The organism is Hymenobacter qilianensis, from assembly GCF_014638675.1.
GTDB lineage: Bacteria > Bacteroidota > Bacteroidia > Cytophagales > Hymenobacteraceae > Hymenobacter > Hymenobacter qilianensis.
In genome coordinates this window covers 883,834-906,876 of the sequence record NZ_BMFN01000001.1, presented here as the reverse complement: position 1 = coordinate 906,876, position 23,043 = coordinate 883,834, and the positions used below count along the sequence as shown (strand labels likewise).

Sequence of the window (23,043 nt, the reverse complement as noted above, 5' to 3'; positions counted from 1 at the left end):
GCAAGGTTGAGCTGAGCTAGGCCGCTAGAAATGATTGGTATTCGCGAGGGCAATGGCAAACCATATAACTGTTCCAGTAAGTAAGCCAATTCCGAAGCCGCCGGCTGCTTTACCAATTTTTTTGCGTTGGGCTTGTTGTTGGTAACCAAGCAAATAATGAGGATCGTTAAGTAACGCTGTATCCGGAGCTATAATATTCTGGCTTTGAATAGGAGATAGTCCAATAGCAGCGCCAGTAGCTATCCCGCCCAAAGCGCCCGGAGTAGTTGGACCAAGAAAAATAAGGCTGACAGCAGTGGCGGTAGCGGTTACGAATAAGCTTCCGGGTGCTTTAAAATACTTTTGGGCATCCATACGGCCCTGGTTTGTCATTTCTGCCGGTGTGCGGCCCGTTACTAGAGATGCATCCGTTTTGCTAATAATCACCTTCGTGCCATTGGCATAACGAATCAAGAACACTCCAGTAGCGGCCATATACAGTGTGTCTGAACTTGGAGGTTCAGTGCCGGGTACATAGGATATTTCAGTAGGCGTAATGGCCAGCACTTTCGCCTTTATTTCCTCGCCATTGGTGCGCAGAATAGTGTCCTGAGCCTGGGCGCACAATGCGCTGCAGAATAATAGATAAGTGAGTAGAAAAAGACGCATGAGAGCAGAGAAAAAATACATAGGAATAAAATAAATCAGCGCACCAAGTGCCTGATTTAATTAAGCTTAGGGCATCAATGACCTCCGTTACTGAAAGCTATCATGACAAGCGTATATACAACCACTACCCCAGTTGCCAAGCCCAACCCAAGGCCTCCGGCTGCTTTTCCCAGCTTTTTCCGTTGGGCCTGCTTTTGGTAGCCGCTTACATAATCAGTATCGGCCAGCAACGCCTGATCAGGGACGATCATATTATGAGGTTTTGGAGGCGTGGCGGCAATGACAGTGCCCGCAACAATACCCCCGAGCCCATAAGTAGCTGGAATGCTAACTACAGTGGCTCCAAATGTGCCCCAAAAAGCCCCCCGCGCTTTAAAATACTTTCCCGCATCCTCGCGACCCAAGTCACTCATTTGCTGCGGAGTGCGGCCTAAGCCTATTGCTGGCGCCGTAGCATCTGGCTGGCTTACAATCTCTTTGGTGCCGTTGGAATAGCGAATCAGGAATACATCGGTAGCAAGCAGGTGCAACGTATCGGTGCTGGGGGGCTCGGTGGTAGGCACGTACGCCACATCGGTAGGCGTAATGGACAGTACCCGAGCCTTCACCTCATCGCCATTGGTGCGCAGAATGGTGTCTTGGGCTTGCGCGCTTAGTGTGGCGCAAAAGAGAAAGCAGCAAAGTAGAAAAACGCGCATAGTCGTATTTATGAAGTAGTGAATTGAGAAGAAGTGTGCTCTTAGCGCCGCCGTGAGTTGAAGCCGACCAGCAGACTAAACCGCGCCCCGCCGTTGCCGGGTACCACTGCGAAATTCACCGGGAAGTTGATGCCATTGGAGCGAAAGGAGGTGCCGATAGCCAGCGCAACATTGGCACTTACTGGGGTCAGATTGGGGCCTAAGCCAAACTCAAACCCTTTTGGCCCCCGAATACCTACCAGCGCATTGATGCTCGGAATAAACTTGCCCTGCTCTAAGCCACCTATCAGCGGCACTATCTCCAGCAGGCCCGCCGTACCGTTGGGCATTCGGAAAATGCGGGTTTCAAACTGCCAGCCGAACTGAGTGATGAAAGGGTTTAAATCCTTCAAATAGCTGCTTTCACGCGCATTAATCTTATTTATAACGCCTTGCGAAAGGATAGTAAACCCAATGCGCGGACCATTCAAGTGAATCTCCTCATAAGCCGACTCCTCATCGCCGGGCACGACCGGGCCGGGAGGTGGGGGCGAGCCGGCGATAATCTGGGGGGCTTTTTGGCTGGTGCTCAGCACTTCCTTGGTGCCGTTGGCGTAGCGAATCATGAATACCTCGGAGCGGCGAACAGTGATGAGCGGGCCGTCGGGGTTATCGGTGCGCTTGTAGCGCACTTCGGTGGGTGTAAGCTCCAGAACCTTAACCTGAAGCTCCTCGCCATTTTGCTTGGTGAGCAGGTCCTGGGCTTGGGCTGAAATGACCGTGAAGGCGGACACCAGCAGGGAAAGTAGAAAGCGTTTCATATAAGTAGGCTGTGAGGTGAAATCCTGTCCGAAGGTGCAGACTTACCCCCTGAAAACACGAACCAACTTTCACGTTTTTCAGACTTTCGACAGACCCCTTTCCTGTTGTAAAAATCTGATTTACAGATAGTGTACAAGCCAATAAATTAGACTTTAGAAAAAGCCCCCCAATCCCTATATTTAGCTTTTATATCTACTCTTATGGATGACTTACGCACGACGCTGGTCACTTTCTCGCCGGACGACCGCAAAGAGTTTGGCCGCTTCGTGCAGCGGCAGCGCAAAAAAGTAAATGGTCGCATGGATTCGCGCCTCTACGAATTGCTGCTGCACGCCAAAGCATACTCAACCGAGGAGCTGCTCGCCAAGCTATACCCCGGTGAGCCTAACGCGGTGGCATACTATGCCTTGCGCAAGCGCCTGATGCGCCACCTCACCGATTACCTGCTGCTGCGCCAGCGCCAACTCGACCCGACGGCGGCGTCCTCGGTGCGCGGCCAACTCACGCTGGCACAGTACCTTTTTGATGTGGGCGTACCCCGCCTGGCCTGGAACATTCTGCGCAAGGCCGAAAAGCTGGCCCACCAGAATGAGCAGTATGAGCTGCTGAACACCATTTATAACCTGCAGATTGCCCAGGCGGGCAGCGAGTATGCCGATGAGCTGGCCGACATCATTCGCCGCCGGAATCATAATAAAAAGGCGGCCGACGAAGAGGAGCGCGCCGGTATTGCCGACAGCCTCATTCGGGAGCGGCTGCGGCAGGCCCGCAGCCGGGGCCGGGCCGGCGAGGCCTTCGATGGTATTATGCGCGAAGTATTGCGCGAGTATGATTTGCAGGAAGCCTTTGCGCGCAGCCCGTCGTTGCTTTACCGCCTTATGTCCATTGCCCGCAGTGCCATGCTGGTGCGCCGCGACTTTGTGTCGTTTGCGCCGTTTGTGCGCCGTTGCTACACGCTCATGGAGAAGCGCCACGGCTTCCGGCCCGCCCACCGCTACTACCAGTTGGGGCTGCTGTATATGATTGCCCACGCCTTGTATCGTTCGCGCCGCTTCACCGAGTCGGTGGCGTATCTGGAGCAGCTGCGGGCGGCACTGTACGCGGGCTCGCGCAGCTACATGGCCGATTTTTATCCCAAGTATATCTTCCTACTGGCTGCTAATTACTCGTTTCTGCGCCGCAACGCCGAGAGTATCAGCTTGCTGGAAAACCTGTTGCAGGGGCGCGAGGTGGCCTTGTCGGCCGCCGACCAGCTTACGGCGCGGCTGGGGCTGGGCTTTCACTACTTCGCCGAAAACCAGTTTGCCAAAACCAACCAAGTGCTTATCGGCATCGGCCGCTCCGACCATTGGTGCGAGCAGAAAATGGGCGTGGAATGGGTGTTCAATAAGAATATGGGCGAGATGCTGGTGCAGCTCGAACTCGGCAACTCCGACCTGGCCTTGAACCGCTTGCGCGCTATTGAGCGTGGCTTCCGCGAACGGTTTGGCGAGGGCGGCCCGTATCAATACGTGCTCTGCTACCTGAACCTGGTGCGCGAAATCCTGGACGACCCCGCCGCCGTGCGCCACCCCAGCTTTCTGGAGCGCGTCAGCCAGATGGCAGACGCGGTGCCATTGGATAGCGAGCGGGAAGATTTGCACGCCATGAGCTTTTACGCCTGGCTCAAGGCCCGTGCCTTGGGTCGGCCCTACTATGAGGTGCTGATGGAACTGGCCGGGGCGGTCAAGGCGCAGGAAAAAGAAACAGCATAAAATCAAAAAGCCCCCCAGACCGAGTCTGGGGGGCTTTTTTTACAATCTAAGAGCAGAACTAGTCTTTCTTGTCAGGAACTTCTTCTACAAGCTTGTCAGCTTCTTTGTTCTGAACAACGGCCGTGTCGCCGGGCTCACGCTTCATGTCTTCTTTGATGTCGGCAGCAGCATTGTCGGTGGCGCCTTCTATAGCGTCGCCAGCGTTTTCGGTTGCGTTAGCAGCGTCGGTGCCAGCACTTTCAGCGGTAGCTTCGGCATTCTCTTGAGTCTTCTCTGAGCAAGAAGCTAGAGCGAAAGGAGCAAATGCGGCTAAAACGAGCAGAGATTTAAAGGAAAATTTCATGGCTTAAAAGAATTAGGGTCGTGAGAGTGGATAATGGCTTCATACCGGTTACCTAGGGAAAGTAACCCGCCTTTGATCTAAATTTTCTAAAAAAGTGAATATAGACGGCGTAAAACTTACCCAAACGCGAGCAGTAAAGACGATGAATCAAGCAACCCGACTATTGGCTTAACTTTTAGGAGCCGATGCCAGTATAGCTAAGACGTTCTTTCCTGATTTGCCTCTCTGACCTATGGATTCCACCGCCCAAACCCCCCAAACGCCCCTCACGCCCACCATTCCGCTTGATGTGACCGATCAGCAGAACGCCGCGCTTCTGGATGATACGCTGAAGCTGCTCAACGGCGGTGTGCCCGACCAAGCTGATAAGCACGGGCTGGCCGAAATCGACCGTTGGATAGAAGTATTGAGCGCTTCGGAGCGCACTGGTCTGGCCAAAATACTTCAGGAGATGAAAACCCTGCGCGAGCAGCTGAACGATAGTGACACGGAGCCCCACGCCATAGCCGAAACACTGGCTACACTGGGCGCCGAAGCCAACAAAGTAGCCGATGAAAGCAACAATCACTTTACTGCTTCCCTCAATCACTTGGGTAAAGTACTGATCAAGCTGGGCTCGTCGCTGTCGCGCTAACCTCAATCGACACCAAAAAAAGCTCCCCAGACCAGTCTGGGGAGCTTTTTTGTGTTTGCGTATTGCTCACAATCAGCGACTTACTGGCCGTAATAGCGACAAAGGCAGCAAGACGCACGCCAGCACCTATTTTTGCAGCCTCTATTCCTTTCCGCCACATGCCTGCCAACACACCGCCCGACCTCACGCTTTACGATCCGTCTGCCCGAATGCAGTTTGGCGACAAGCACTGCTTTTTGTGCGGCTCGCCCACCGATCCGGCCACCAACTCAGTGCCAGTGTTTGCCGATTGGCTCCAGCAGCGTTACGGCCTAGCGGAACGGCAGATTCTGCTGCTCGACCAAAGCATCCGCTTCTACCCGGAGCTCCGGATTCCGTGCTGCACACGGTGCCGCACCCAGTACGTGGAGCCCTTGGAGGCGCAAATGGAACAAACGGCCAAGCTGGGCCTAGCCGCGTGGCAGGCGCTGCCCGAAAAAACGCTGTTTCTGTGGCTGGGCAAGATGTTTTATGGCATTCTTACCACTGAGCTGCTCACCGAGCTCGACCCGTTGGTAAAGCCACGCTACCCGCTCGCCGAAAACGCGCAGATGTTCCGTCGCTTTCAAGCGTTTTTCCAAACGTTTCAGGCCCTGCGTGTTCCCATCGAGTTTGAAGACTTCACGCCGGCCTCCATCTTTATTCTGGAAACCGCTCCGCACGAAGACACCATCGCCTTTGAGTACGACGACGACCTGACCACCATGGTGTTCAGCATCAAGCTCGATAATGTGGTATTGATGGCTTGTCTGATGGATAATGGCATTATTCGGCAAGCCATGCGCCAAGTGTACACCGACGCACAGCGTCCGCTACACCCTATTCAGGTGGCCGAATTTAAGGCCCGCGTCTACTACGCGGCCTATCTGTTCGGCGTGATTCCCGATTATTTTGTACGCCCGCATCAGCCCGGCGACCAGCACCTGACCTACGATACGCTCATCGACGATGTGACAGGGGGCATTTTTGCGCCTTGGCTAAACTCAGCCTACGCACAGTCGTTGCAGGAAATGTGGAAGCGCTGGCATATACCGTACACCGCTATTCTGAGCGATGCGGATGAGCCATTAAGCTTTCTGTATCAGCCCGATGGGAAACCCCGCGAGATGACAACTTATACCTCTGCTTCGGAATAGAAGCAGATAGTCTGGGGGGCAAATTTGGGGGCGGGCAGCTTAGCTGGCCTGCCATTGTAGCTCAGGCTTGGCCACGCGGCTGATGCGCACGTTGTCCCATTTGCCATAGAGCTTTTCGTCTTTGTGCACCAATAAATCAATGGTGCGGCGTAGGCGACGATTCATCGTGTCGTGGAGCACGTACACGCCGTCGAGCTTAGGGGAGATACCGCTAACATGCACTAAATCACCGTATTTAAACTTGCCACCGTTCTGCTTAAGCATATCCCGGGAAAGCGCTATCCAACGGTCTTTGCTTGAGTGGTTACGTTTGATGCGGGAGTTGTCGGCCGTGATTAGCGGATCAGAATCAGTTTGCCCGGGTTCGGCCCAATACACGGTGGCCGTTACTTTATAACCGGGTAAGCGACGGGGCAACACTGCAGGTACAGGTGTTGGCGAATCGAATATAATGTGCCGAGGTGTCAGGTTGGCAACAGTAGGAGTAAGCGGAAGCGGAGCGGAGGTACTTGTTTGCGGGGGGAAAAGGAGTGTTAGGATGAATAAGGCAATAGACATGACAGTTGATCTGGTGACTCTTCTACTCGCCCGAAGAGGATGGGCCGACCACATAATTTTCGCGGACGAAAAGTGTTAACCCTAACTTATAAAAAAAGGTTGCTCTGGATTTTGAGTAGTATATCAACGGCCTCTCGCAGAGGACGAAAGCGCCGTTTTTGGTAGTTAATTGATTTAAAATTGCCCTTATTTTATACGTATTAACTCAGCTCTCATTTCCCCACGAAGGCAAGCGCTTGAGCCTCAGAGCTCCTATAGGCGACTACTGCCTCATCGGTCATGTGAGTGAAGTGCGCCCGCGTCATGAACCTGACCTGTGTCAGGCCGTAAGAAAGCATCTGCCTGCTGGCATAAAAGCAGGTGGGTTTCATCTTTTTCCAGGCATTCTATCTTTCTCTCTAGCTACTATGGTTACTATTTGCCCGGCCAGCGTTTTGCGCTCGGCTACATCCCTGTGTACCGGTCTGTTATTAGTAGGAGCGGTAGTAAGCTGCTCATCGCCATCGGGTGAAAATGCCTCCCGCAGCACCGATTCCGACTCTACTGCTACCAGCCAAACCGCTGCTCCTGCCAACTCACCGCTACAAGTTGTAGCCGAGTTTCGCGAGCCCCAGATTGTTGGGGTGGCGGTAGCGCCCGATGGCCGGGTATTTGGCGTTTTTCCGCGTTGGGATAACAACCCGGTCAATCCCATTGCGGTCATCGGCACGGATGGCTCCGTAAAGCCATATCCCGATGCCAGCTGGTGCATGTGGAACGATTCCGTCCGCAACGAGCCCCAGAAGCATTGGATCTGCCCCCAGAGTGTGCACGTCGATCAGGCTGGTATGCTATGGGTGCTCGACCCCGCCGCGCCCGGCCTGAAAGCCACCGTGCCCGGTGGTCCCAAACTGGTTAAGATTGACCCGAAGACCAATAAAGTTGTTCAAAACATCAGCTTCCCGGCCTCGGTGGCGCCGCGCAAGTCTTACCTGAACGATGTACGCATTGATACCCAGCGCAACTTTGCTTACATCACCGAGTCAGGAATGGGAGCCATTGTAGTCGTGGACTTAAAAACGGGCACTTCACGCCGCCTTCTAGCTGATCATCCTTCCGTGCATCCGGAGCCGGGCCTTACTTTAAAAGCGGATGGCCATCCCATGATCGACCCAACCGGTAAGCCCATGGCCTTGCACGCCGATGGTATTGCTCTGAGTCGTAATGGTGAATACTTGTATTGGTCGCCGCTCACCAGCCACTCGCTTTACCGCATCAAAACAGAGGCGCTTCGCAATGCGGCCTTATCCTCAGCGCAGCTGGGCAGCCAGGTGGAGAAGGTCGGTACCATTCCCGCCACCGATGGCATGGAGATAGATGCTAAGGATAACGTCTATCTCACCTCTTTTGAGAACAACGCTATTATGCGCCGTACACCGGCCGGCAAGCTGGAAACGATAGCTAAAGAGCCCCGGCTTCAGTGGCCAGATACGTATGCTATCACTGCTAATGGCGATTTGTATTTCACGACCTCGGCCATTCATAAAACGCCTACTTGGAACAAAGGTGTAGGTAAGCAGGACCAGACCTACCGCATTTTCAAGACTGCTCTTCCGCAATAATTCCTGGGTTGCGTCGGTTTAACTTATTGAAGCCTTTCCTCAATTGAGGAAGGGCTTTCCTTTTATTTTGAATAGATTGGCTACATCGCAAATCGTAACGATTGCGGGTACGGAAATAAGCACTTGACTTACAGGTGTATTTGTGGAACCGAATATGGGTTTTTAGCTTTGTGATAAGCTATATACATTTGCCCTGACTCACTTAGCTCCTTTACGAATGGACGCTTACTCTTACATCGCCAATGCCCACGGCGACTACATAGACCAGCTTTACAAGACATACCAGCAAGATCCCGAATCAGTGGACTTCGGCTGGCGCAAGTTTTTTGAAGGCTTCGACTTCTCCCAGCAGTTTGCTGATGGTGATGGCCAAGCAGGCCAGCCCACCGGTTCAGGGGTGTTAGCTACACCTGCTTCTACGAATGAGGCAGAAGCAGTGCGCGCTGTGGACACAGTAGCCGCCGATAAGGAAACGCAGGTTCGCAACCTTATTCATGCTTTTCGCAGCAGGGGGCATTTACGAGCCCGAACCAACCCCGTGCGGGAGCGCAAAGACCGCAAAGCGCGTCTCGACATCGCTGATTTTGGCTTAACGGAAGCCGACCTCGACACACCCTTCAAGAATGGGGAATTGTTGGGTTTGGGCACCAGCGCCAAACTGCGCGACATCGTAGCGGCGCTGGAAAAGATTTATACCCGCACCATCGGCTTTGAGTACATGTACATCCGGGACCCCCAGATTCTGGACTGGTTCCGGGATAAAGTGGAAAAGGACTCATTGAGTTTCAACCCCGGCGTTGAGTACAAAAAGCGTATTCTGCGGAAGTTGAACGAGGCAGTTGTGTTCGAGAACTTTCTGCATACCAAGTTTTTAGGGCAGAAGCGCTTCTCTTTGGAAGGTGGCGAAACCACTATTCCCGCTTTGGATGCCATCATCAACAAAGCCGCCGATTTGGGTGTACGCGAAGTGATGATTGGTATGGCCCACCGCGGCCGTCTGAACGTGCTGGCCAACATCATGGGCAAGACCTACGAGCAGATTTTCTCGGAGTTTGAGGGTACCGCCGTGCCTGACCTGACTATGGGTGACGGCGACGTGAAGTACCATATGGGCTACTCTTCGGAAGTTGACACCGAAGCCGGGCATAAAGTAAATCTGAAATTGGCCCCCAATCCTTCTCACCTGGAGGCAGTTAACCCGGTGGTAGAAGGCTTTGTGCGCGCCAAAATTGAGCACCAGTACAACGACGATTACCACCAGATTCTGCCTATTCTGATTCACGGCGACGCCGCTTTAGCCGGCCAGGGTATTGGCTACGAGCTGACGCAGATGTCGCTGCTGGAAGGCTACAAAACGGGTGGTACTATTCACTTTGTCATCAACAATCAGGTTGGTTTTACCACCGACTTCGAAGATGCCCGCTCCAGTATCTACAGCACTGATCTGGCTAAGATTATTGATGCGCCGGTGCTGCACGTAAATGGTGATGATCCTGAGGCTGTGGTATTTGCCGTGCGCCTGGCTACTGAGTACCGTCAGCAGTTTCACGCCGATATCTTCATTGATATGGTGTGCTATCGTCGCCACGGCCACAACGAGTCGGACGAGCCTAAGTTCACCCAGCCGACGCTCTACAATATCATCTCGAAGCACCCAAATCCGCGCGAGGTGTATAACACCATGCTCGTGCAGCGCGGTGATGTAGATGCGGAGCTAGCCAACCAGATGGACCGCGAGTTCCGCGAGATGCTGCAGGCTCGTTTGGATATGGTAAAGCAGAAGCCGCTGCCGTATAACTATCAGGCTCTCGAAAATGAATGGCGCACCCTGCGCCGGGCCAAAAACGAAGACTTTGAGCAGTCGCCCGAGACGGGCATCAGTGAGGAGGCCATTGCCAAAGTTGGCAAAGCGCTAACTACGCTGCCCGAAGGATTCCGCCCCCTGAAGCAGATTGAGAAGCTCACGGAGGAACGCCGCAAGATGTTCTTCGAAACGCGCATTCTCAACTGGGCCGCCGCCGAGCTGCTGGCCTATGGCTCCTTATTGCAGGAGCAGCACATTGTGCGTGTAAGCGGACAAGATTGCCAGCGCGGTACCTTCTCGCACCGCCATGCCGTATTGCACGACGCGGAGACTTCGGCACCCTATAACTCGTTGAATCACATCGGGGAAGGACAGGAGAAGCTGCGGATTTATAACTCCTTGCTGAGTGAGTATGCCGTGTTGGGCTTTGAATTTGGCTACGCCATGGCCAACCCCACCGCTCTGGTGGTTTGGGAAGCGCAGTTCGGTGATTTCGCCAACGGCGCCCAGACCATGATCGACCAATTCATTGTGTCGTCGGAGAGCAAGTGGCAGCGGATGAACGGAGTGGTGATGCTGTTGCCCCACGGCTACGAAGGCCAGGGCCCGGAGCACTCCAACGCTCGCCCTGAGCGTTTCCTGCAGCTTGCTGCCGAGAATAACATCGTGGTAGCCAACATTACCACACCAGCCAACTTCTTCCACGCCCTGCGTCGGCAGTTGACGTGGAGCTTCCGCAAGCCGCTGGTAGTAATGTCGCCCAAGTCGATGCTGCGCCATCCGCTGTGCGTGTCGCCGGTGGAAGAGTTTACGGGGGGCAATTTCCGCGAAGTTCTTGGTGATGTGTACGCCGATGCCAAAAAGGTAAAGCGGGTGTTGCTGTGCTCAGGCAAAGTGTACTTCGACTTGCTGGAAGAGCAGCAAAAGTCTCAGCATAAGGATGTGGCTATCGTGCGTTTGGAGCAGCTGCATCCTTTCCCCCAAAAGCAGCTGAGCGTAGAGCTGGCCAAGTACCCGAAGGCCAAAATATATTGGGTTCAGGAAGAGCCCGAGAACATGGGCTATTGGAACTACCTGCTCCGCTTCATGCGCCGCGAGCTGGAAGACGTGATTGCCCGCAAGCCGTCGGCTTCGCCGGCTACCGGCTATAATAAGGTGCACGTGAAGGAGCAGAAGGACATTGTGGCCCGCGCTTTCGGCATTGCATCTGCCGAGGTAGACGCCGAAAATATCAAAGGCACCGTAGAAGTAGCAAAGAAGCAGGACTAGCTGAGTGCGCGAACCGGCTGTTCGCGCACTCACAGGTTCGTTGAAAAAGCCCCCAGCTCTATATTTTCAGCATAATTCGCTTTTTTGTTTCATCAGTAATTGTGGCAGCCAGTACGCCTGCCGCCTAAACTATCACCCTCCGAAACTCTTCAACCGTTCCACCTATGGGTCTGGAAATTAAAATCCCCGCCGTCGGCGAATCTATCACCGAAGTGACCATTGCCAAATGGCTCAAAAGCGACGGCGCGGCCGTGAAGCGCGACGAAGTAATTGCCGAGCTGGAATCGGATAAGGCGACCTTTGAGCTGCCTGCCGAGGCAGATGGCACGCTGCAGATTCTGGTGGCCGAAGGCGAAACGATTGGTATCGGCACCGTCATTGCCAATATCGGCGGCGAGGGCAATGGCGCTGCCCCGGCCGCTGGAGGCGCAGCACCGGCCAAAGATGCCACGCTGGCCCAGCCTCAGGCTGACCCCGTAGCGCCCGGCCAAAAGGAGTCGGGCAGCAATGGCAGCCAAGGCGCGTCGGCTGAAAAAGCTCCCCAGTCCGCAAAAGATCCGATTACTCAGGGTGAGCAAAATCCGCAGGCCAGTGACCAATCAGGTTACGGTGGTTCGACCGCTGGCTCAGCCGATAAGCCTACTGCGCCTGCCACGGGCGGCAGCGCCCCAGCTACTGGCGGTGGCGAGGTGAAAGAAATGAAGATTCCGGCCGTAGGCGAGTCTATCACGGAGGTAACGGTAGCTAAGTGGCTGAAAGCCGACGGCGCCCAAGTAGAGCGCGACGAGGTAATTGCTGAGTTGGAGTCAGATAAGGCGACATTTGAGCTGCCCGCCGAGGCCGCTGGCACGTTGCGCCACGCAGCCCAGGAAGGTCAGACGATTGCCATCGGGACGGTAATTGCCCGCATTGAGGGTGGTAGCGGTGCCGCTGCGGGAGCAGCTCCGGCTGCACCGGCACCAGCCGCTGCTCAGGGGACAAGTTCGACGTCGGCTCAGCCTGCCACCGCTGCCGCTTCGGGTAGCGCTACGTACGCCACGGGCACTCCTTCGCCGGCTGCCGGCAAAATCCTCGGTGAGAAAGGTATTGCCGCTACTGACGTACAAGGCACCGGCCGTGACGGCCGTATCACCAAAGAAGACGCGCAAAACGCCCAGGCACGCCCAGCTGCACCAGCTCCAACTCCGGCTGCTGCACCGGCAAGCAGTGCGCAGCCAGCGGCTCCTGCCGGCGCTCAACCAGCCGGTGAGCGTGTCCAGCGGCGCGAGCGGATGAGCAACCTGCGCAAGACCGTGGCTCGCCGCTTGGTGGCCGTGAAAAATGAGACGGCGATGCTTACCACTTTCAACGAGGTGGATATGCAGCCTATCATGGACCTGCGTACCAAGTACAAAGACAAATTCAAGGAGAAGCATCAGGTTGGCTTGGGCTTTATGTCCTTCTTCACAAAGGCCTGCTGCGTAGCCCTGAAGGAATTCCCCTCCGTAAATGCTCAGATCGACGGAACCGATATCGTATTCAATGACTTCTGCGACGTGAGCATCGCGGTATCAGCGCCGAAGGGCTTGGTAGTACCGGTGATTCGCAACGCGGAGCAGCTGTCTTTCGAAGGCATTGAGAAAGAGGTAGTTCGCTTGGCTGTGAAAGCCCGCGATAATAAGCTCACCATCGAGGAAATGACCGGCGGCACGTTTACCATCACTAACGGCGGTGTTTTCGGCTCTATGATGAGTACGCCCATCATAAATGCCCCCCAGTCGGCTATTCTGGGGATGCACAACATTGTGCAGCGCCCCATAGCCGTGAACGGGCAAGTCGTGATTCGCCCCATGATGTACCTGGCTCTGAGTTACGACCACCGCATCATCGATGGTCGCGAGTCGGTGTCGTTCTTGGTGCGCGTGAAAGAATTGCTGGAAGATCCAACGCGCTTGCTGCTAGGAGTGTAGCGCTTTAGAATGGACGCAAAAAAAGCCCCCCAGCTACCATAGCTGGGGGGCTTTTTTATGACGTAAGCTACGCGGATCTGGCTGTGGATAGGGGGCGGAAAGCTACTCGGCAGAAAGGGCTATGCTTCGGGCTTTCACCTTAGCTTCCTCAGCCTTATCACCTGCAAAATTTTCTTCCACCGCCTTGCTGAATAAGCCAATCCACTGGCGCTGGTATTGACTGCGGGCTGGCATAGCTAATTGTTGAGGAATGGGCTGACCAGTGCTATTGGTGCGGCCAAACAGAGTGCTGCTCCAATAGTCATACAGCGAGGTAAGATGGTTGGGCCAATGCACTGCGGCCACCGCGCTAAAGATGGGCGAGAGCAGCGCATCCTGGTTTACCTTCTGGCAGAAGCAATCTACCAAAACCTTGATGTCACCTTCGGTACGGATGTCGGGAAGAGCAGTTGGCATAAGTAGCTAAATAGCGGTAGAGTGATACATACGACAAGATTCCGACACCGTTGCTCCGCTATGTTAAGCGTGGCGAGTGCCCATAGTAAACATACACAATCTGAGATTATTAATTCAATTTAATGTTAAATAAATTATACTGTTGAGTCTGAAAAGGGAATTTGCACAGCGCAGCAAATACTTCATTAGCTTATCTTTTTGATTCAAGCTCAACGGCTTCACTTTCAACTGTTTTAGGCTGCGTTTTCCGGCCGCCCAGCACTACCAGCATCACCGCTATTACAATCAGCGCCGCGCCGCCCAGCATGCTTATATTGAGCGATTCGCCCGCGAAGGCCCAGCCCAGAAGCACAGCCACCACCGGATTGACGAAGGCGTATGTGCCCGCCAGGGCCGGCTCTACTACCCGCAGTAGCCAGATATAAGCGGTAAAGCCCACAATAGAGCCAAAGCTGACCAGGTAAGCATACGCCCACCACGATTTCGTCGTGACCTGCGCCAGCTCAAACCCATTGGCTTCGCCGCGCAGCAGGCCCACCACCAGCATCACCAGACCACCACAAATCATCTGCATGCCGCCGGCCACAAAAGGAGAAGCCGCCGCCTGCTTTTTCTTGGAATAAAGCGACCCGATGGCCCACACCAAAGCTGCCGTCAGCACCATGGTAATGCCGGTTCCCTGCCGCCCGGGCAAGGCCACGTGAGAGGCTCCCGGATGGCTGGCCAACAGATAAACGCCCCCCAGTCCGAACACCAGCCCCAGTGCCACCAGCGCCGTCGGGCGTTGTGATACGCCGCTCATCCAGCCAAGCACCGCCAGAAACATGGGCACCGTGGCTACCAGCAGCGAGGCCATACCAGTAGGAATATACTGCTCGCCCAAAGTCACGCCGCCGTTGCCGAAGCCCAGCAAACAGACTCCAATAATGAACGCCGTAATCCAGCCCTGCGCACTTGGGCGCGGGGCTCCGCGCAGGCGCATAAATCCGTACAGCAGCACGCCTGCCAGCGCGTAGCGCGTACCGGCCATCAGCAAAGGCGGAATGGAATCGATGGCGAAGCGGATGCCCAGATACGTGGAGCCCCAGATGATATATACCGCTGCAAAAGCGAGCACCAAAGCCAGGCGGGTAGGGGAGGTAGCAGAAGTTGACATGAAGCGAAGCGAGAATGAGGCTGCAAACCTACGGCGGTTTTGGCGGGGCTGCTAGCTGCGCTCTACTACGAAGCTCCCGGCTTGCCGCGTTTCGGTCAGGTTGGCGTTCTTTGCCATGTACTCCCATTACTTCTCTGCTGTGCGTTCTACCTTTCTGCTTTTTCTGGCGGCCCTGCTAAGCTGCTCCCTCGGGGCCTCGGCCCAACTGCTGCAACCCAAGCCCGCCTTTACCCGCGCCGACTCCCTGCGCGGCGCGCTCACGCCGCTCCGCACCTGTTACGACATCAACTATTACCACCTCGATGTAAAGCTGGATGTAGCCAATAAATCTATCAGCGGCTCCAACCTCTTTCACTTCACGGCCACCCAGGATTTCACCCGTCTGCAGTTTGATCTGTTTGCCAATCTGAAGGTGGAGAAAGTGGAATACCAAGGCAAGCCGGTCCCATACACGCGAGAGGCTAATGCCGTGTTCGTCACGTTTCCGGCGCCTATTCAGAAGGGTAGTCGGGCCGAGTTTCGGGTTTACTATTCCGGTCAGCCTACGGTGGCCAAAAATGCCCCCTGGGATGGCGGCTTCGTGTTCACGCAGGATGGCAAGGGCAAGCCGTGGGTGGCTACCGCCTGCCAGGGCGTGGGCGCCAGCATCTGGTGGCCCACTAAAGATCATCAGGCCGATGAGGTAGACAGCATGCTCATCAGCGTAACGGTGCCCAAAGGCCTCAAGGACATCTCGAACGGCCGCTTGCGCAAAACCACTAAACTTAAAGGCGGCGCTACCCGCTTCGACTGGTTTGTGAACAACCCGATCAACAACTACGACGTGGCCCTCAACGTGGCCGACTATACCCACTTCGCGGACGAATACACCGGCGAAAAAGGCAAGCTGACGCTTGACTACTGGGTGCTGCCCGAAAACCTGGCTAAAGCCAAAACGCAGTTTGCGGCCAATGTGAAGCCCATGCTCAAGGCAATGGAAAACTGGTTTGGGCCTTATCCATTTTATGAGGATGGTTTCAAGCTGATAGAAACACCTCACCTGGGCATGGAGCACCAGAGCGCCGTGGCCTACGGCAACAAGTACCAGAACGGCTACCTCGGCGCCGACCGCTCGGCCACGGGCTGGGGCCTGAAGTGGGACTTTATCATCATACACGAAAGCGGCCACGAGTGGTTTGGCAACAACATCACCAGCAAGGACATAGCCGACATGTGGATTCACGAAAGCTTCACTACGTACTCCGAAGCCTTGTTTGTGGAAAGCCAGTTTGGCAAGCTAGCCGCCCAACAGTACATCCATGGGCAGCGCCGCAACATTCGTAACGACAAACCCATCATCGGACCTTACGAGGTAAACCGGGAAGGCTCATCGGATATGTATGATAAGGGCAGCAACCTGCTCAATATGATACGCACGGCCTATGTCCCCGATGACGCAAAGTGGCGTGAGCTGCTCCGGGGCCTGTCCAGCACTTTCTACCACCAAACCGTCACTACCGACCAAATCATTGCTTACTTCAATAAGCAAACCGGCCAGGACCTCACCCCTGTTTTCGACCAATACCTACGTCACTCAGCCCTGCCTACGCTGGAAGTTCGCTTCGTGGAAGGCAAATCTGAAGCCCGCTGGATAGCGAATGTGCCCGGCTTTGCCCTCCCGATTCGGGTGCGCCAAAAAGGCGGCGAGTATAGCACACTGCCTCTCACTACTTCCTTTCAACCCTTGAGCTTGCCGGGTCTTACCAAAGACAATCTGGAGGTAGACACGGAGAACTACTACATCGGCGTGCTGGTGGAGTAAGAGGTGAACTTGTGAAGTGGTGAAATTGTGAGTTTGACGTTCTGCTATTTTTTACGTCTGTCATGCAGAGCGGCCGCGAAGCATCTCGCTCGCTTCGTTGATTAGTATTGCAACGTCAGCGAGCGAGATGCTTCGCGGCCGCTCTGCATGACGTTCTACGTCATAAAACTCACCCCTTCACAATTTCACTTTTCACAAATTCGCCTTGCGTACCTTCGTGGCCGTTGATTTCCATTGAATTCACCTGCTGAATATGAACCAATACGACGTTACCGTTATCGGCTCGGGGCCGGGCGGTTATGTGGCGGCCATCCGCTGCGCCCAGCTCGGTCTCAAAACCGCTATCATTGAGAAATACCCTACGCTGGGCGGCACCTGCCTCAATGTGGGCTGCATTCCCAGCAAGGCCCTGCTCGACAGCACCGAGCACTACCACAATGCCCACACCACCTTCAAGGAGCATGGTATTGAGCTGAGTGATTTGCAGGTGAATATGAATCAGATGATTGACCGTAAAAACGGTGTGGTGAAAGCCAACGTGGACGGCATTCAGTACCTGATGAAGAAAAACAAGATCGACGTGATTCAGGGCCTCGGCTCTTTCGTCGATAAGACCCATATCAAAATCACGCCTACCGGCGAAGGCGAAGAGCAGCAGATTGAGACCAAAAACGTCATCATCGCGACGGGCTCCAAGCCCACCGTGCTGCCCTTTATTCAGCAGGACAAGCAACGCATCATCACCAGCACCGAGGCCCTGAACATTCGGGAGGTGCCGAAGCACATGGTGGTAATCGGCGGCGGCGTTATCGGGCTGGAAATGGCTTCCGTGTACGCTCGCCTCGGCGCCAAGGTGTCGGTGGTGGAGTTCATGGACGCCATCATCCCCACCATGGACCGCGCCCTGGGCAAGGAGCTGAAGCGCGTGCTGGGCAAAATCGGCATCGAGTTCTTCTTCAGCCACAAAGTAACCGGCGCCACCCGCGAGGGCGACACCGTGACCGTGACCGCCACCAACCCCAAGGGCGAGGAAGTGAAGTTTGAGGGCGACTACTGCCTCGTAGCCGTGGGCCGTTCGGCCTACACCCAGGGCCTGAACCTGGAAGCGGCCGGCATTGAGCTGGAAGAGCGCGGCCGCATCAAGGTCGATGAGCACCTGCAAACCAACGTGGGGGGCATTTATGCCATCGGCGACGTGGTGCGGGGGGCAATGTTGGCTCACAAGGCCGAAGAAGAAGGCGTATTCGTGGCCGAAACCATTGCCGGCCAGAAGCCCCACGTCAACTACCTGCTCATCCCCGGCGTGGTGTACACCTGGCCCGAAGTGGCGGGAGTGGGCTACACCGAAGAGCAGCTCAAGGAAACCGGCCGCGCCTACAAAACCGGCTCCTTCCCCTTCCGCGCCTCTGGCCGCGCCCGCGCCTCCATGGACCTCGACGGCTTCGTGAAAGTGCTGGCCGACAAGGAAACCGACGAAATCCTGGGTGTGCACATGATCGGCCCGCGCATCGCCGACCTCATCGCCGAAGCCGTCACCGCCATGGAGTTCCGCGCCTCCGCCGAGGACGTAGCCCGCATGAGCCACGCCCACCCGACGTATGCGGAAGCTATGAAGGAAGCGTGCTTAGCCGCCACGGAGAATCGGGCGATTCATATGTAGTTCTGCTGTAAAATAGAAACGTAAAAGAGGCCGTAGCTCCTAGAGCTACGGCCTCTTTTATTTGTGCGTAATTTAAATTCCGAAAAGTTTATTATTCTGAGATAAGGAAAGAATTTTATAATCTTCAGGGTTCAAATCAGGAGGAAGTTTGTCCCTTAGCACTGGTACAATAAATTGTATATTTGATTTGCTAACAACATCTGCAATTAGCGTAAGTTGATTATCATGAATATTCTCAATTTGGTCATGTAGAATAAAGTGAACACAAGGTATATCGTTCTCATCACAGAACTGAATATAGGCTATGTCAAACGCAGCGATTTGTCCCTTTTTTTTGCCTGTCCCAAGCCCTCCTACAGAACCAATTTTAAGTTCATAAGCTCTCTCTGTTTTATTTTGACTTAAAATAAACTGTTCTCCGTAAAGCTTTTCCGATACTTTGGAGAAGAACTTATTAAATTCAATAATGCTTTTTTCTAAGTCTATTTCAAAAGAGGCGATGCCGTTATTTATGTTTATTAGGCTTTTCTCTATTTCTTCAAGTTTTTCTGTTGATTCATTCCACTGTCTAAGCTGTTCTTCATATCTGCCTTTCTGCTCATATTTTTTATTGAGTGATTGAATTATGTTTTCCAATTCCTCAATCGCTCCAAGTTTGATGAGTTTTTGTGAAATAGATCTTTCACTATTAACGTTGACTTGTATAAGCTGATTAGTATTAACTATATCTTGTTCTAATTTGGGAATTTCTGAACTTATAAATTTTACTTTTTCCTGTAACATTTTATTGTGAAACTCTAGCATCTCTTCAAAAGTAGCCTGCATCTTAGGAATGAATGCATTGGCTGCTTTATATAACTCCTCAAGTTGCTTTGTGTTAATATTTGCGTATTCTTTTTCAATCTCATCTTTTGCTTCAAGAATAATATCTCTTCTAAGGGCTAATCTTGCTAACTCAGTTGATAGTTTATTTATTTCCGCCTTGATGATATTAAGTCTGTTTAGATCTTCTTGATAATCATCATTGACGCTGAAATTGTCTTTTAGTAAATTGAGTTCTTGTATATCTCTATTGATAACAGACAATGCCTGAATTATCTGTGAATGTGATGTTTCCTTTCTTAGTTTTTTTAGTATGGCTTCTTCAGTAGATTTTTGATACTGTAGCTTCTGTTTTTTGTTAGCGGTATTAGTATCAATTCCAAGCCAAAAAAGGTATAATGCTTCGTATTCTTCTGCTTTTGTAGTTATATGAAGTACTTTTATAGTATTATCTAATCTGCTTTTTTCGTAACGTATATTCTTAGCAATTATCTGACGAAAGGTAGGCTTGTCAGAACTGGAATGAAATACAAGTGACTTGAGTTTCTCTAAAAAATCTTTGTCATTATAGCTTTCATTGTTGATTTCCTGTATTTTTTCAGAGCGTTTTAAGAAATTTCTTCTGATAATTATTTCAGCACTATCTTGTTTGGTTAAATCATCTTTAAGAATTAAAGTAATTATAATATTATTGTCTTTTAAGAAGTTTTCAACATCGACATTACTCTTCTCTTTAAATTCTGAGTCGTTATAAATGTTCTTTCCGTCACCACCAAGACAAAAGTCAATTAACTTCAAAACAGTTGTTTTGCCGACATTATTTCCGGATTGCTGGAGCGCATCGGTAGGAGTTTCGTCAATAATAAGATTGAGTCCTTTGTGAAAAAGGACTTCCCTTACTACTTTGGCCTCATTCTCAATTTTGAGATTTTTTAAAAACATTTCTTTATCAAGCCAAACTTGTCCAGTTTAATTAACCCTAATATAAATAACCAATCTAAGGTAAGTACGAACGATTGCAATGATATTTCGCTTTCTTCTCTCGATTTTGTAAATAAATCAAGAAAGTCTATCTCCCCTTCTTTCACTTCTTCTAATTTGTTGCACACTATAGCTCCGTAAAAATAAATGCTATTCTTGGGATTTGTGTCTTTAGGTAGAAGCATCTTAATTAGGTTCTTCAAGTATTTTGCATCTCATAAAGGCATCAATCATGATTACCAGTAATGAAACATTTATTATTTCGTAAGGTTCAGTAATATTTGAGCTTTTGTTGATTTCATTCAATAATCTTTTCTCAACTTCTGAAAATATACTATCAGCATGCGTTTGTATTATTGATAACTCATCTTGCCCAGGATTTGCACTAATAATATCTCCTTTTACTTTTAAATAATGCTGCCTGATATTAGCTAACGTGAAATATGTCATATTAGTATTCTGCTGATCATGTTCTTTATATATTGCAGATAACTTGCCAACAAAAAGTCCGTATTCGTCTATTATAGGTTTGTATTTTTTTACATTATTATAAGCAATCTTCTTTTCTATAGTAAAAGGTTCGTTTTCCTGTTTAGTAGGGTTATTGTCTGCAAGTCTTTTTCCAAGAATGTTGATCAATTTTGAAAGGTTGCTAGTAATATTCCTGCTCTCCTTTAAGATATTGATGTCTCCTAGTGCTGCAAAATTATCCCCAAGCCCTGAGCTAGTTTGATCTATCATTTTCCAACGTTGATATCTCTTCCTGAAGCATAGTTGCTTCCAGACCCAGAACTAGTCTGTTGATTCGCCCTAGCGTTTGCTCCAACAGTTTGAGTGGACGAGTTAATCTCCTTCTTTAAATCATTGTTTTTCAGTAGTTGTAAAATATTCACGACTAAAGATGCTGCGGCAATAGCCCAGCCAGAGAATTTGATAAATTCTTCGCTCATTGTGATTGTATAAATGTTAAGGTCTTGTCCAAAGGTATCAAAAGTGAGCGTGTATTTGCTAAATTCATTAGCTGCTTAACTAAATTAAATGCTACGTAAGCTTCGTTAGCTGCAATTCAGGATGTTGTCCAGCAGCAATAACAGGTAAACACCTATGTCTTCTGCACCAGCTTAAACCCATCCTTCGTCACAAGATACTGCTGACCCTGAATGGTGATGGTTTCGCCTTCCAGCAGCTTGCTTAGGTCCTCGATGTCGCCCTCGATGGTGTGTAGGGAGAAGCCGTGCTGGCGGGCCAGGGCGAGGTAGCGCGGGTTGACGTAGTCGCGCACGCCGCAGAGGATGATGCGCACGTGGGCCGTGGTGTTTTTGAGGAGCTTGGCGTCGCGGGGGAAGGTGTAGTTGTCGGCAATCAGGATGAGGTCGGGAGAGTCGGAGCCGGTGAGCTGCTGGGCGTAGAGCAGGGCTTCGGCGTCGTTTTCGGGCGCGTCGCCGCCCCCGCCGGCCTTCATCGTTTCGATGAGCTTGTTTTTGATGGCCTCGTAGCTGTCGGTTTTTACGTGATAAAGGCCGCCGGTTTTGCCTACGCGCTTGTCCTTGTCGTTCTGGTCGTTGCCATCGTTGAAGAACACGAAGGTTTTCTTGTCTTCGAGGGCGCTGAGCTGTAGCCAGGCCAGCAGGTCGAAGGTGTAGGGAAACATGCTGCCGGTGGCGTCCGTCACTACCACTTCCTTCGGCCACTCGGGGTGGCGCTGCATCACGCGGGCTACTACGTTGGCATCGGCGGGCAGGGGCAGCTCTACGGCGGCGGTATCAGCGGTGGCCAGCAGTTCGCCGGCTTTGGTAATGCGGGCCTCGCAGTAGTCGTTTTTGTGCTGCTTGTTCTTCTTTTTCAGGAAGACGCGGTAGAGCCGGGCCGCCGAATCGGGGAGGGCGAAATGAGTAAAGCCCATATCCGCCTCGCCCAGCAGCTGCAAGGGTCCGATGGGAAGCCGCACCGCGCCTTTGGCCACAAAGGGAAACGTTTTGCCATTGATGGGAAAACCGGAGTGGAAGCCCACGCTCTTGCGGATGGCCGCTTCCAGCTCGGCCGTGCACAGAGGCTTGGCGGTGGGCAGCACCTTCACCGCCTGCACGGAGCCGTCGGCGTTTACTTTCAGCTCAAACTTTACAATCTGGGCGTCGCGCTGGGGGCACTTGTAGCTCTGGCGCAGGCTGCGGGCCATCTGACGGTAGGTGAAGCGGCTGGGGGGCAAATTGCAGGCTACGGCTTTGCCCTGGCTCTTTTTGGCGGCTTTCGGCCGACTCTTTTCTAGAAGGCGCAGCTTGTGGGTGAGGCTGTCGAGGTCGGCGCGGCTGGTGGCGGCGGTGGCGTGGCGGGTTACGTACACCACAAAGCCGTGAAAAAACGGCTGGCACTCGGTGGGGCTGTTGCAGCCGGTTTGCTCCACCAGCGTCCACGTCACCGACTCATCTTGCACCAAGCCCGGCACGCCAGCAGCCAGGTTGCGGAGGCGGCTGAGGTTGAGCTGGCGCTGGTTGAACGTGGGGTTCAGGCGAAAGGCCGTGTACACCAGATCAACCCGCACGATGTGACGCTCCTTCAGGCGCAGGGCCTGCAAATCGGCCCCCGAAAAGGTGGAGGGCAGCTGCAGCGCCTCCAGGTCCGGCAGTGGCTGGTAGCGGGCGGTGCGGTAGGCGTTCAGTTGGTCGTAGAAGGTGTTTAGCTCTGTATCGAGCGGTGCGCTTTGGGCGGAGGCGGCGCGGGTAGTGAACAGAAGAATAATACCACAGAGAAAAGCTCGAAACGATATGCATGACATAAAATAGAATAGAAAACACAAGAGAGTGCAAAATACGGGTTTGCTGGAAAGCAGCCGAGGTTATTTTGCCCCCCAGCCTCCATTGCTCAATATCCTCTGGGAGAAGGGGGCGCAGGAATGCCAGCAGCTTTTAGTAATTAGATACTCTAAATCTGACCTT

At 52.7% G+C, this 23,043-nt stretch carries 20 protein-coding genes; 8 read left to right on the top strand and 12 right to left on the bottom strand.

All coding sequences use genetic code 11. The features are described 5' to 3' along the window. Positions 1-24: 24 nt before the first annotated feature. The 3 genes from IEW06_RS03785 to IEW06_RS03775 form a co-directional block, all read right to left on the bottom strand. On the bottom strand, positions 25-648 hold the full coding sequence (locus IEW06_RS03785; protein WP_187733826.1) for a hypothetical protein: 624 nt from the start codon (positions 646-648) through the stop codon (positions 25-27). Positions 649-722: 74 nt separating this feature from the next. Then, complete coding sequence (locus IEW06_RS03780; protein ID WP_188547477.1) at positions 723-1,346, bottom strand: hypothetical protein; 624 nt, start codon at positions 1,344-1,346, stop codon at positions 723-725. A 41-nt stretch (positions 1,347-1,387) separates the two neighbouring features. Then, positions 1,388-2,146 carry a hypothetical protein gene (locus tag IEW06_RS03775; protein WP_188547475.1) on the bottom strand — a complete coding sequence of 253 codons (759 nt, stop codon included), beginning with the start codon at positions 2,144-2,146 and terminating at the stop codon, positions 1,388-1,390. Positions 2,147-2,347: 201 nt separating this feature from the next. On the opposite strand from IEW06_RS03775, the gene IEW06_RS03770 reads away from it, so the two are divergent. Beyond that, positions 2,348-3,901 carry a hypothetical protein gene (locus tag IEW06_RS03770; protein WP_187733829.1) on the top strand — a complete coding sequence of 518 codons (1,554 nt, stop codon included), beginning with the start codon at positions 2,348-2,350 and terminating at the stop codon, positions 3,899-3,901. A 58-nt stretch (positions 3,902-3,959) separates the two neighbouring features. Here IEW06_RS03770 and IEW06_RS03765 read toward each other — a convergent pair whose 3' ends face one another. After that, entirely contained in the window at positions 3,960-4,244 is a 285-nt protein-coding gene (locus IEW06_RS03765) for a hypothetical protein (RefSeq protein WP_187733830.1), read from the bottom strand. 232 nt (positions 4,245-4,476) lie between these two features. Between IEW06_RS03765 and IEW06_RS03760 the strand changes: the two genes are divergently transcribed. After that, a complete protein-coding gene (locus IEW06_RS03760) occupies positions 4,477-4,878 on the top strand; it encodes a hypothetical protein (protein WP_187733831.1) in 402 nt (133 codons plus the stop codon). Between the two features lie 158 nt (positions 4,879-5,036). Further along, positions 5,037-6,053 carry a hypothetical protein gene (locus tag IEW06_RS03755; protein WP_223284825.1) on the top strand — a complete coding sequence of 339 codons (1,017 nt, stop codon included), beginning with the start codon at positions 5,037-5,039 and terminating at the stop codon, positions 6,051-6,053. 39 nt (positions 6,054-6,092) lie between these two features. Here IEW06_RS03755 and IEW06_RS03750 read toward each other — a convergent pair whose 3' ends face one another. Beyond that, positions 6,093-6,470 carry an RlpA-like double-psi beta-barrel domain-containing protein gene (locus IEW06_RS03750; protein WP_187733832.1) on the bottom strand — a complete coding sequence of 126 codons (378 nt, stop codon included), beginning with the start codon at positions 6,468-6,470 and terminating at the stop codon, positions 6,093-6,095. A gap of 548 nt (positions 6,471-7,018) precedes the next feature. On the opposite strand from IEW06_RS03750, the gene IEW06_RS03745 reads away from it, so the two are divergent. The 3 genes from IEW06_RS03745 to odhB all read left to right on the top strand — a co-directional run bounded on the left by IEW06_RS03745 (position 7,019) and on the right by odhB (position 13,234). Further along, on the top strand, positions 7,019-8,212 hold the full coding sequence (locus IEW06_RS03745) for an L-dopachrome tautomerase-related protein (RefSeq protein ID WP_187733833.1): 1,194 nt from the start codon (positions 7,019-7,021) through the stop codon (positions 8,210-8,212). 217 nt (positions 8,213-8,429) lie between these two features. Continuing rightward, the gene (locus tag IEW06_RS03740; protein WP_187733834.1) at positions 8,430-11,285 is read left to right on the top strand and encodes a 2-oxoglutarate dehydrogenase E1 component; all 2,856 of its coding nucleotides are present in this window, start codon (positions 8,430-8,432) and stop codon (positions 11,283-11,285) included. Between the two features lie 164 nt (positions 11,286-11,449). Further along, complete coding sequence (odhB, locus tag IEW06_RS03735) at positions 11,450-13,234, top strand: 2-oxoglutarate dehydrogenase complex dihydrolipoyllysine-residue succinyltransferase (RefSeq protein WP_187733835.1); 1,785 nt, start codon at positions 11,450-11,452, stop codon at positions 13,232-13,234. A gap of 102 nt (positions 13,235-13,336) precedes the next feature. Here the strand turns inward: odhB and IEW06_RS03730 are convergent, their stop codons facing one another. Both IEW06_RS03730 and IEW06_RS03725 read right to left on the bottom strand, forming a co-directional pair. After that, positions 13,337-13,690: a group III truncated hemoglobin gene (locus tag IEW06_RS03730; protein ID WP_187733836.1), complete on the bottom strand. Its 354-nt coding sequence runs from the start codon at positions 13,688-13,690 to the stop codon at positions 13,337-13,339. A gap of 190 nt (positions 13,691-13,880) precedes the next feature. Next, positions 13,881-14,846, bottom strand: a complete 966-nt coding sequence (locus IEW06_RS03725) for an EamA family transporter (RefSeq protein ID WP_187733837.1) — start codon at positions 14,844-14,846, stop codon at positions 13,881-13,883. Positions 14,847-14,985: 139 nt separating this feature from the next. Between IEW06_RS03725 and IEW06_RS03720 the strand changes: the two genes are divergently transcribed. Continuing rightward, positions 14,986-16,647, top strand: coding sequence for a M1 family metallopeptidase (locus IEW06_RS03720; protein WP_223284826.1), 1,662 nt, complete (start codon positions 14,986-14,988; stop codon positions 16,645-16,647). A 253-nt stretch (positions 16,648-16,900) separates the two neighbouring features. Beyond that, positions 16,901-18,307, top strand: coding sequence for a dihydrolipoyl dehydrogenase (gene lpdA, locus IEW06_RS03715; RefSeq protein WP_187733839.1), 1,407 nt, complete (start codon positions 16,901-16,903; stop codon positions 18,305-18,307). Positions 18,308-18,379: 72 nt separating this feature from the next. Here the strand turns inward: lpdA and IEW06_RS03710 are convergent, their stop codons facing one another. From IEW06_RS03710 to IEW06_RS03695, 5 genes are all read right to left on the bottom strand, one after another. Then, entirely contained in the window at positions 18,380-20,071 is a 1,692-nt protein-coding gene (locus tag IEW06_RS03710; RefSeq protein WP_187733840.1) for a DUF2326 domain-containing protein, read from the bottom strand. Next, positions 20,062-20,295 carry an ABC-three component system middle component 6 gene (locus IEW06_RS20970; protein ID WP_373285333.1) on the bottom strand — a complete coding sequence of 78 codons (234 nt, stop codon included), beginning with the start codon at positions 20,293-20,295 and terminating at the stop codon, positions 20,062-20,064. The genes IEW06_RS03710 and IEW06_RS20970 overlap by 10 nt, the downstream gene beginning before the upstream one ends. Before the next feature lies 1 nt (position 20,296). After that, positions 20,297-20,851 (bottom strand): ABC-three component system protein, encoded by a 555-nt coding sequence (locus IEW06_RS03705; RefSeq protein WP_187733841.1) that lies wholly within the window; start codon positions 20,849-20,851, stop codon positions 20,297-20,299. Beyond that, on the bottom strand, positions 20,848-21,060 hold the full coding sequence (locus IEW06_RS03700) for a hypothetical protein (protein ID WP_187733842.1): 213 nt from the start codon (positions 21,058-21,060) through the stop codon (positions 20,848-20,850). Before IEW06_RS03700 ends, IEW06_RS03705 begins: the two co-directional genes overlap by 4 nt. A gap of 152 nt (positions 21,061-21,212) precedes the next feature. After that, positions 21,213-22,883: a hypothetical protein gene (locus tag IEW06_RS03695; protein ID WP_188547473.1), complete on the bottom strand. Its 1,671-nt coding sequence runs from the start codon at positions 22,881-22,883 to the stop codon at positions 21,213-21,215. Positions 22,884-23,043: the final 160 nt, after the last annotated feature.

Coding starts and splice junctions, on each gene's coding strand:
- IEW06_RS03725 (WP_187733837.1), bottom strand. CDS start 14,846: ATGTCAACTTCTGCTACCTCCCCTACCCGCCTGGCTTTGGTGCTCGCT.
- IEW06_RS03710 (WP_187733840.1), bottom strand. CDS start 20,071: ATGTTTTTAAAAAATCTCAAAATTGAGAATGAGGCCAAAGTAGTAAGG.
- IEW06_RS03765 (WP_187733830.1), bottom strand. CDS start 4,244: ATGAAATTTTCCTTTAAATCTCTGCTCGTTTTAGCCGCATTTGCTCCT.
- IEW06_RS03730 (WP_187733836.1), bottom strand. CDS start 13,690: ATGCCAACTGCTCTTCCCGACATCCGTACCGAAGGTGACATCAAGGTT.
- IEW06_RS03770 (WP_187733829.1), top strand. CDS start 2,348: ATGGATGACTTACGCACGACGCTGGTCACTTTCTCGCCGGACGACCGC.
- IEW06_RS03695 (WP_188547473.1), bottom strand. CDS start 22,883: ATGTCATGCATATCGTTTCGAGCTTTTCTCTGTGGTATTATTCTTCTG.
- lpdA (WP_187733839.1), top strand. CDS start 16,901: ATGAACCAATACGACGTTACCGTTATCGGCTCGGGGCCGGGCGGTTAT.
- IEW06_RS03775 (WP_188547475.1), bottom strand. CDS start 2,146: ATGAAACGCTTTCTACTTTCCCTGCTGGTGTCCGCCTTCACGGTCATT.
- IEW06_RS03745 (WP_187733833.1), top strand. CDS start 7,019: ATGGTTACTATTTGCCCGGCCAGCGTTTTGCGCTCGGCTACATCCCTG.
- IEW06_RS03760 (WP_187733831.1), top strand. CDS start 4,477: ATGGATTCCACCGCCCAAACCCCCCAAACGCCCCTCACGCCCACCATT.
- odhB (WP_187733835.1), top strand. CDS start 11,450: ATGGGTCTGGAAATTAAAATCCCCGCCGTCGGCGAATCTATCACCGAA.
- IEW06_RS03705 (WP_187733841.1), bottom strand. CDS start 20,851: ATGATAGATCAAACTAGCTCAGGGCTTGGGGATAATTTTGCAGCACTA.
- IEW06_RS03700 (WP_187733842.1), bottom strand. CDS start 21,060: ATGAGCGAAGAATTTATCAAATTCTCTGGCTGGGCTATTGCCGCAGCA.
- IEW06_RS03780 (WP_188547477.1), bottom strand. CDS start 1,346: ATGCGCGTTTTTCTACTTTGCTGCTTTCTCTTTTGCGCCACACTAAGC.
- IEW06_RS03740 (WP_187733834.1), top strand. CDS start 8,430: ATGGACGCTTACTCTTACATCGCCAATGCCCACGGCGACTACATAGAC.
- IEW06_RS20970 (WP_373285333.1), bottom strand. CDS start 20,295: ATGCTTCTACCTAAAGACACAAATCCCAAGAATAGCATTTATTTTTAC.
- IEW06_RS03755 (WP_223284825.1), top strand. CDS start 5,037: ATGCCTGCCAACACACCGCCCGACCTCACGCTTTACGATCCGTCTGCC.
- IEW06_RS03785 (WP_187733826.1), bottom strand. CDS start 648: ATGCGTCTTTTTCTACTCACTTATCTATTATTCTGCAGCGCATTGTGC.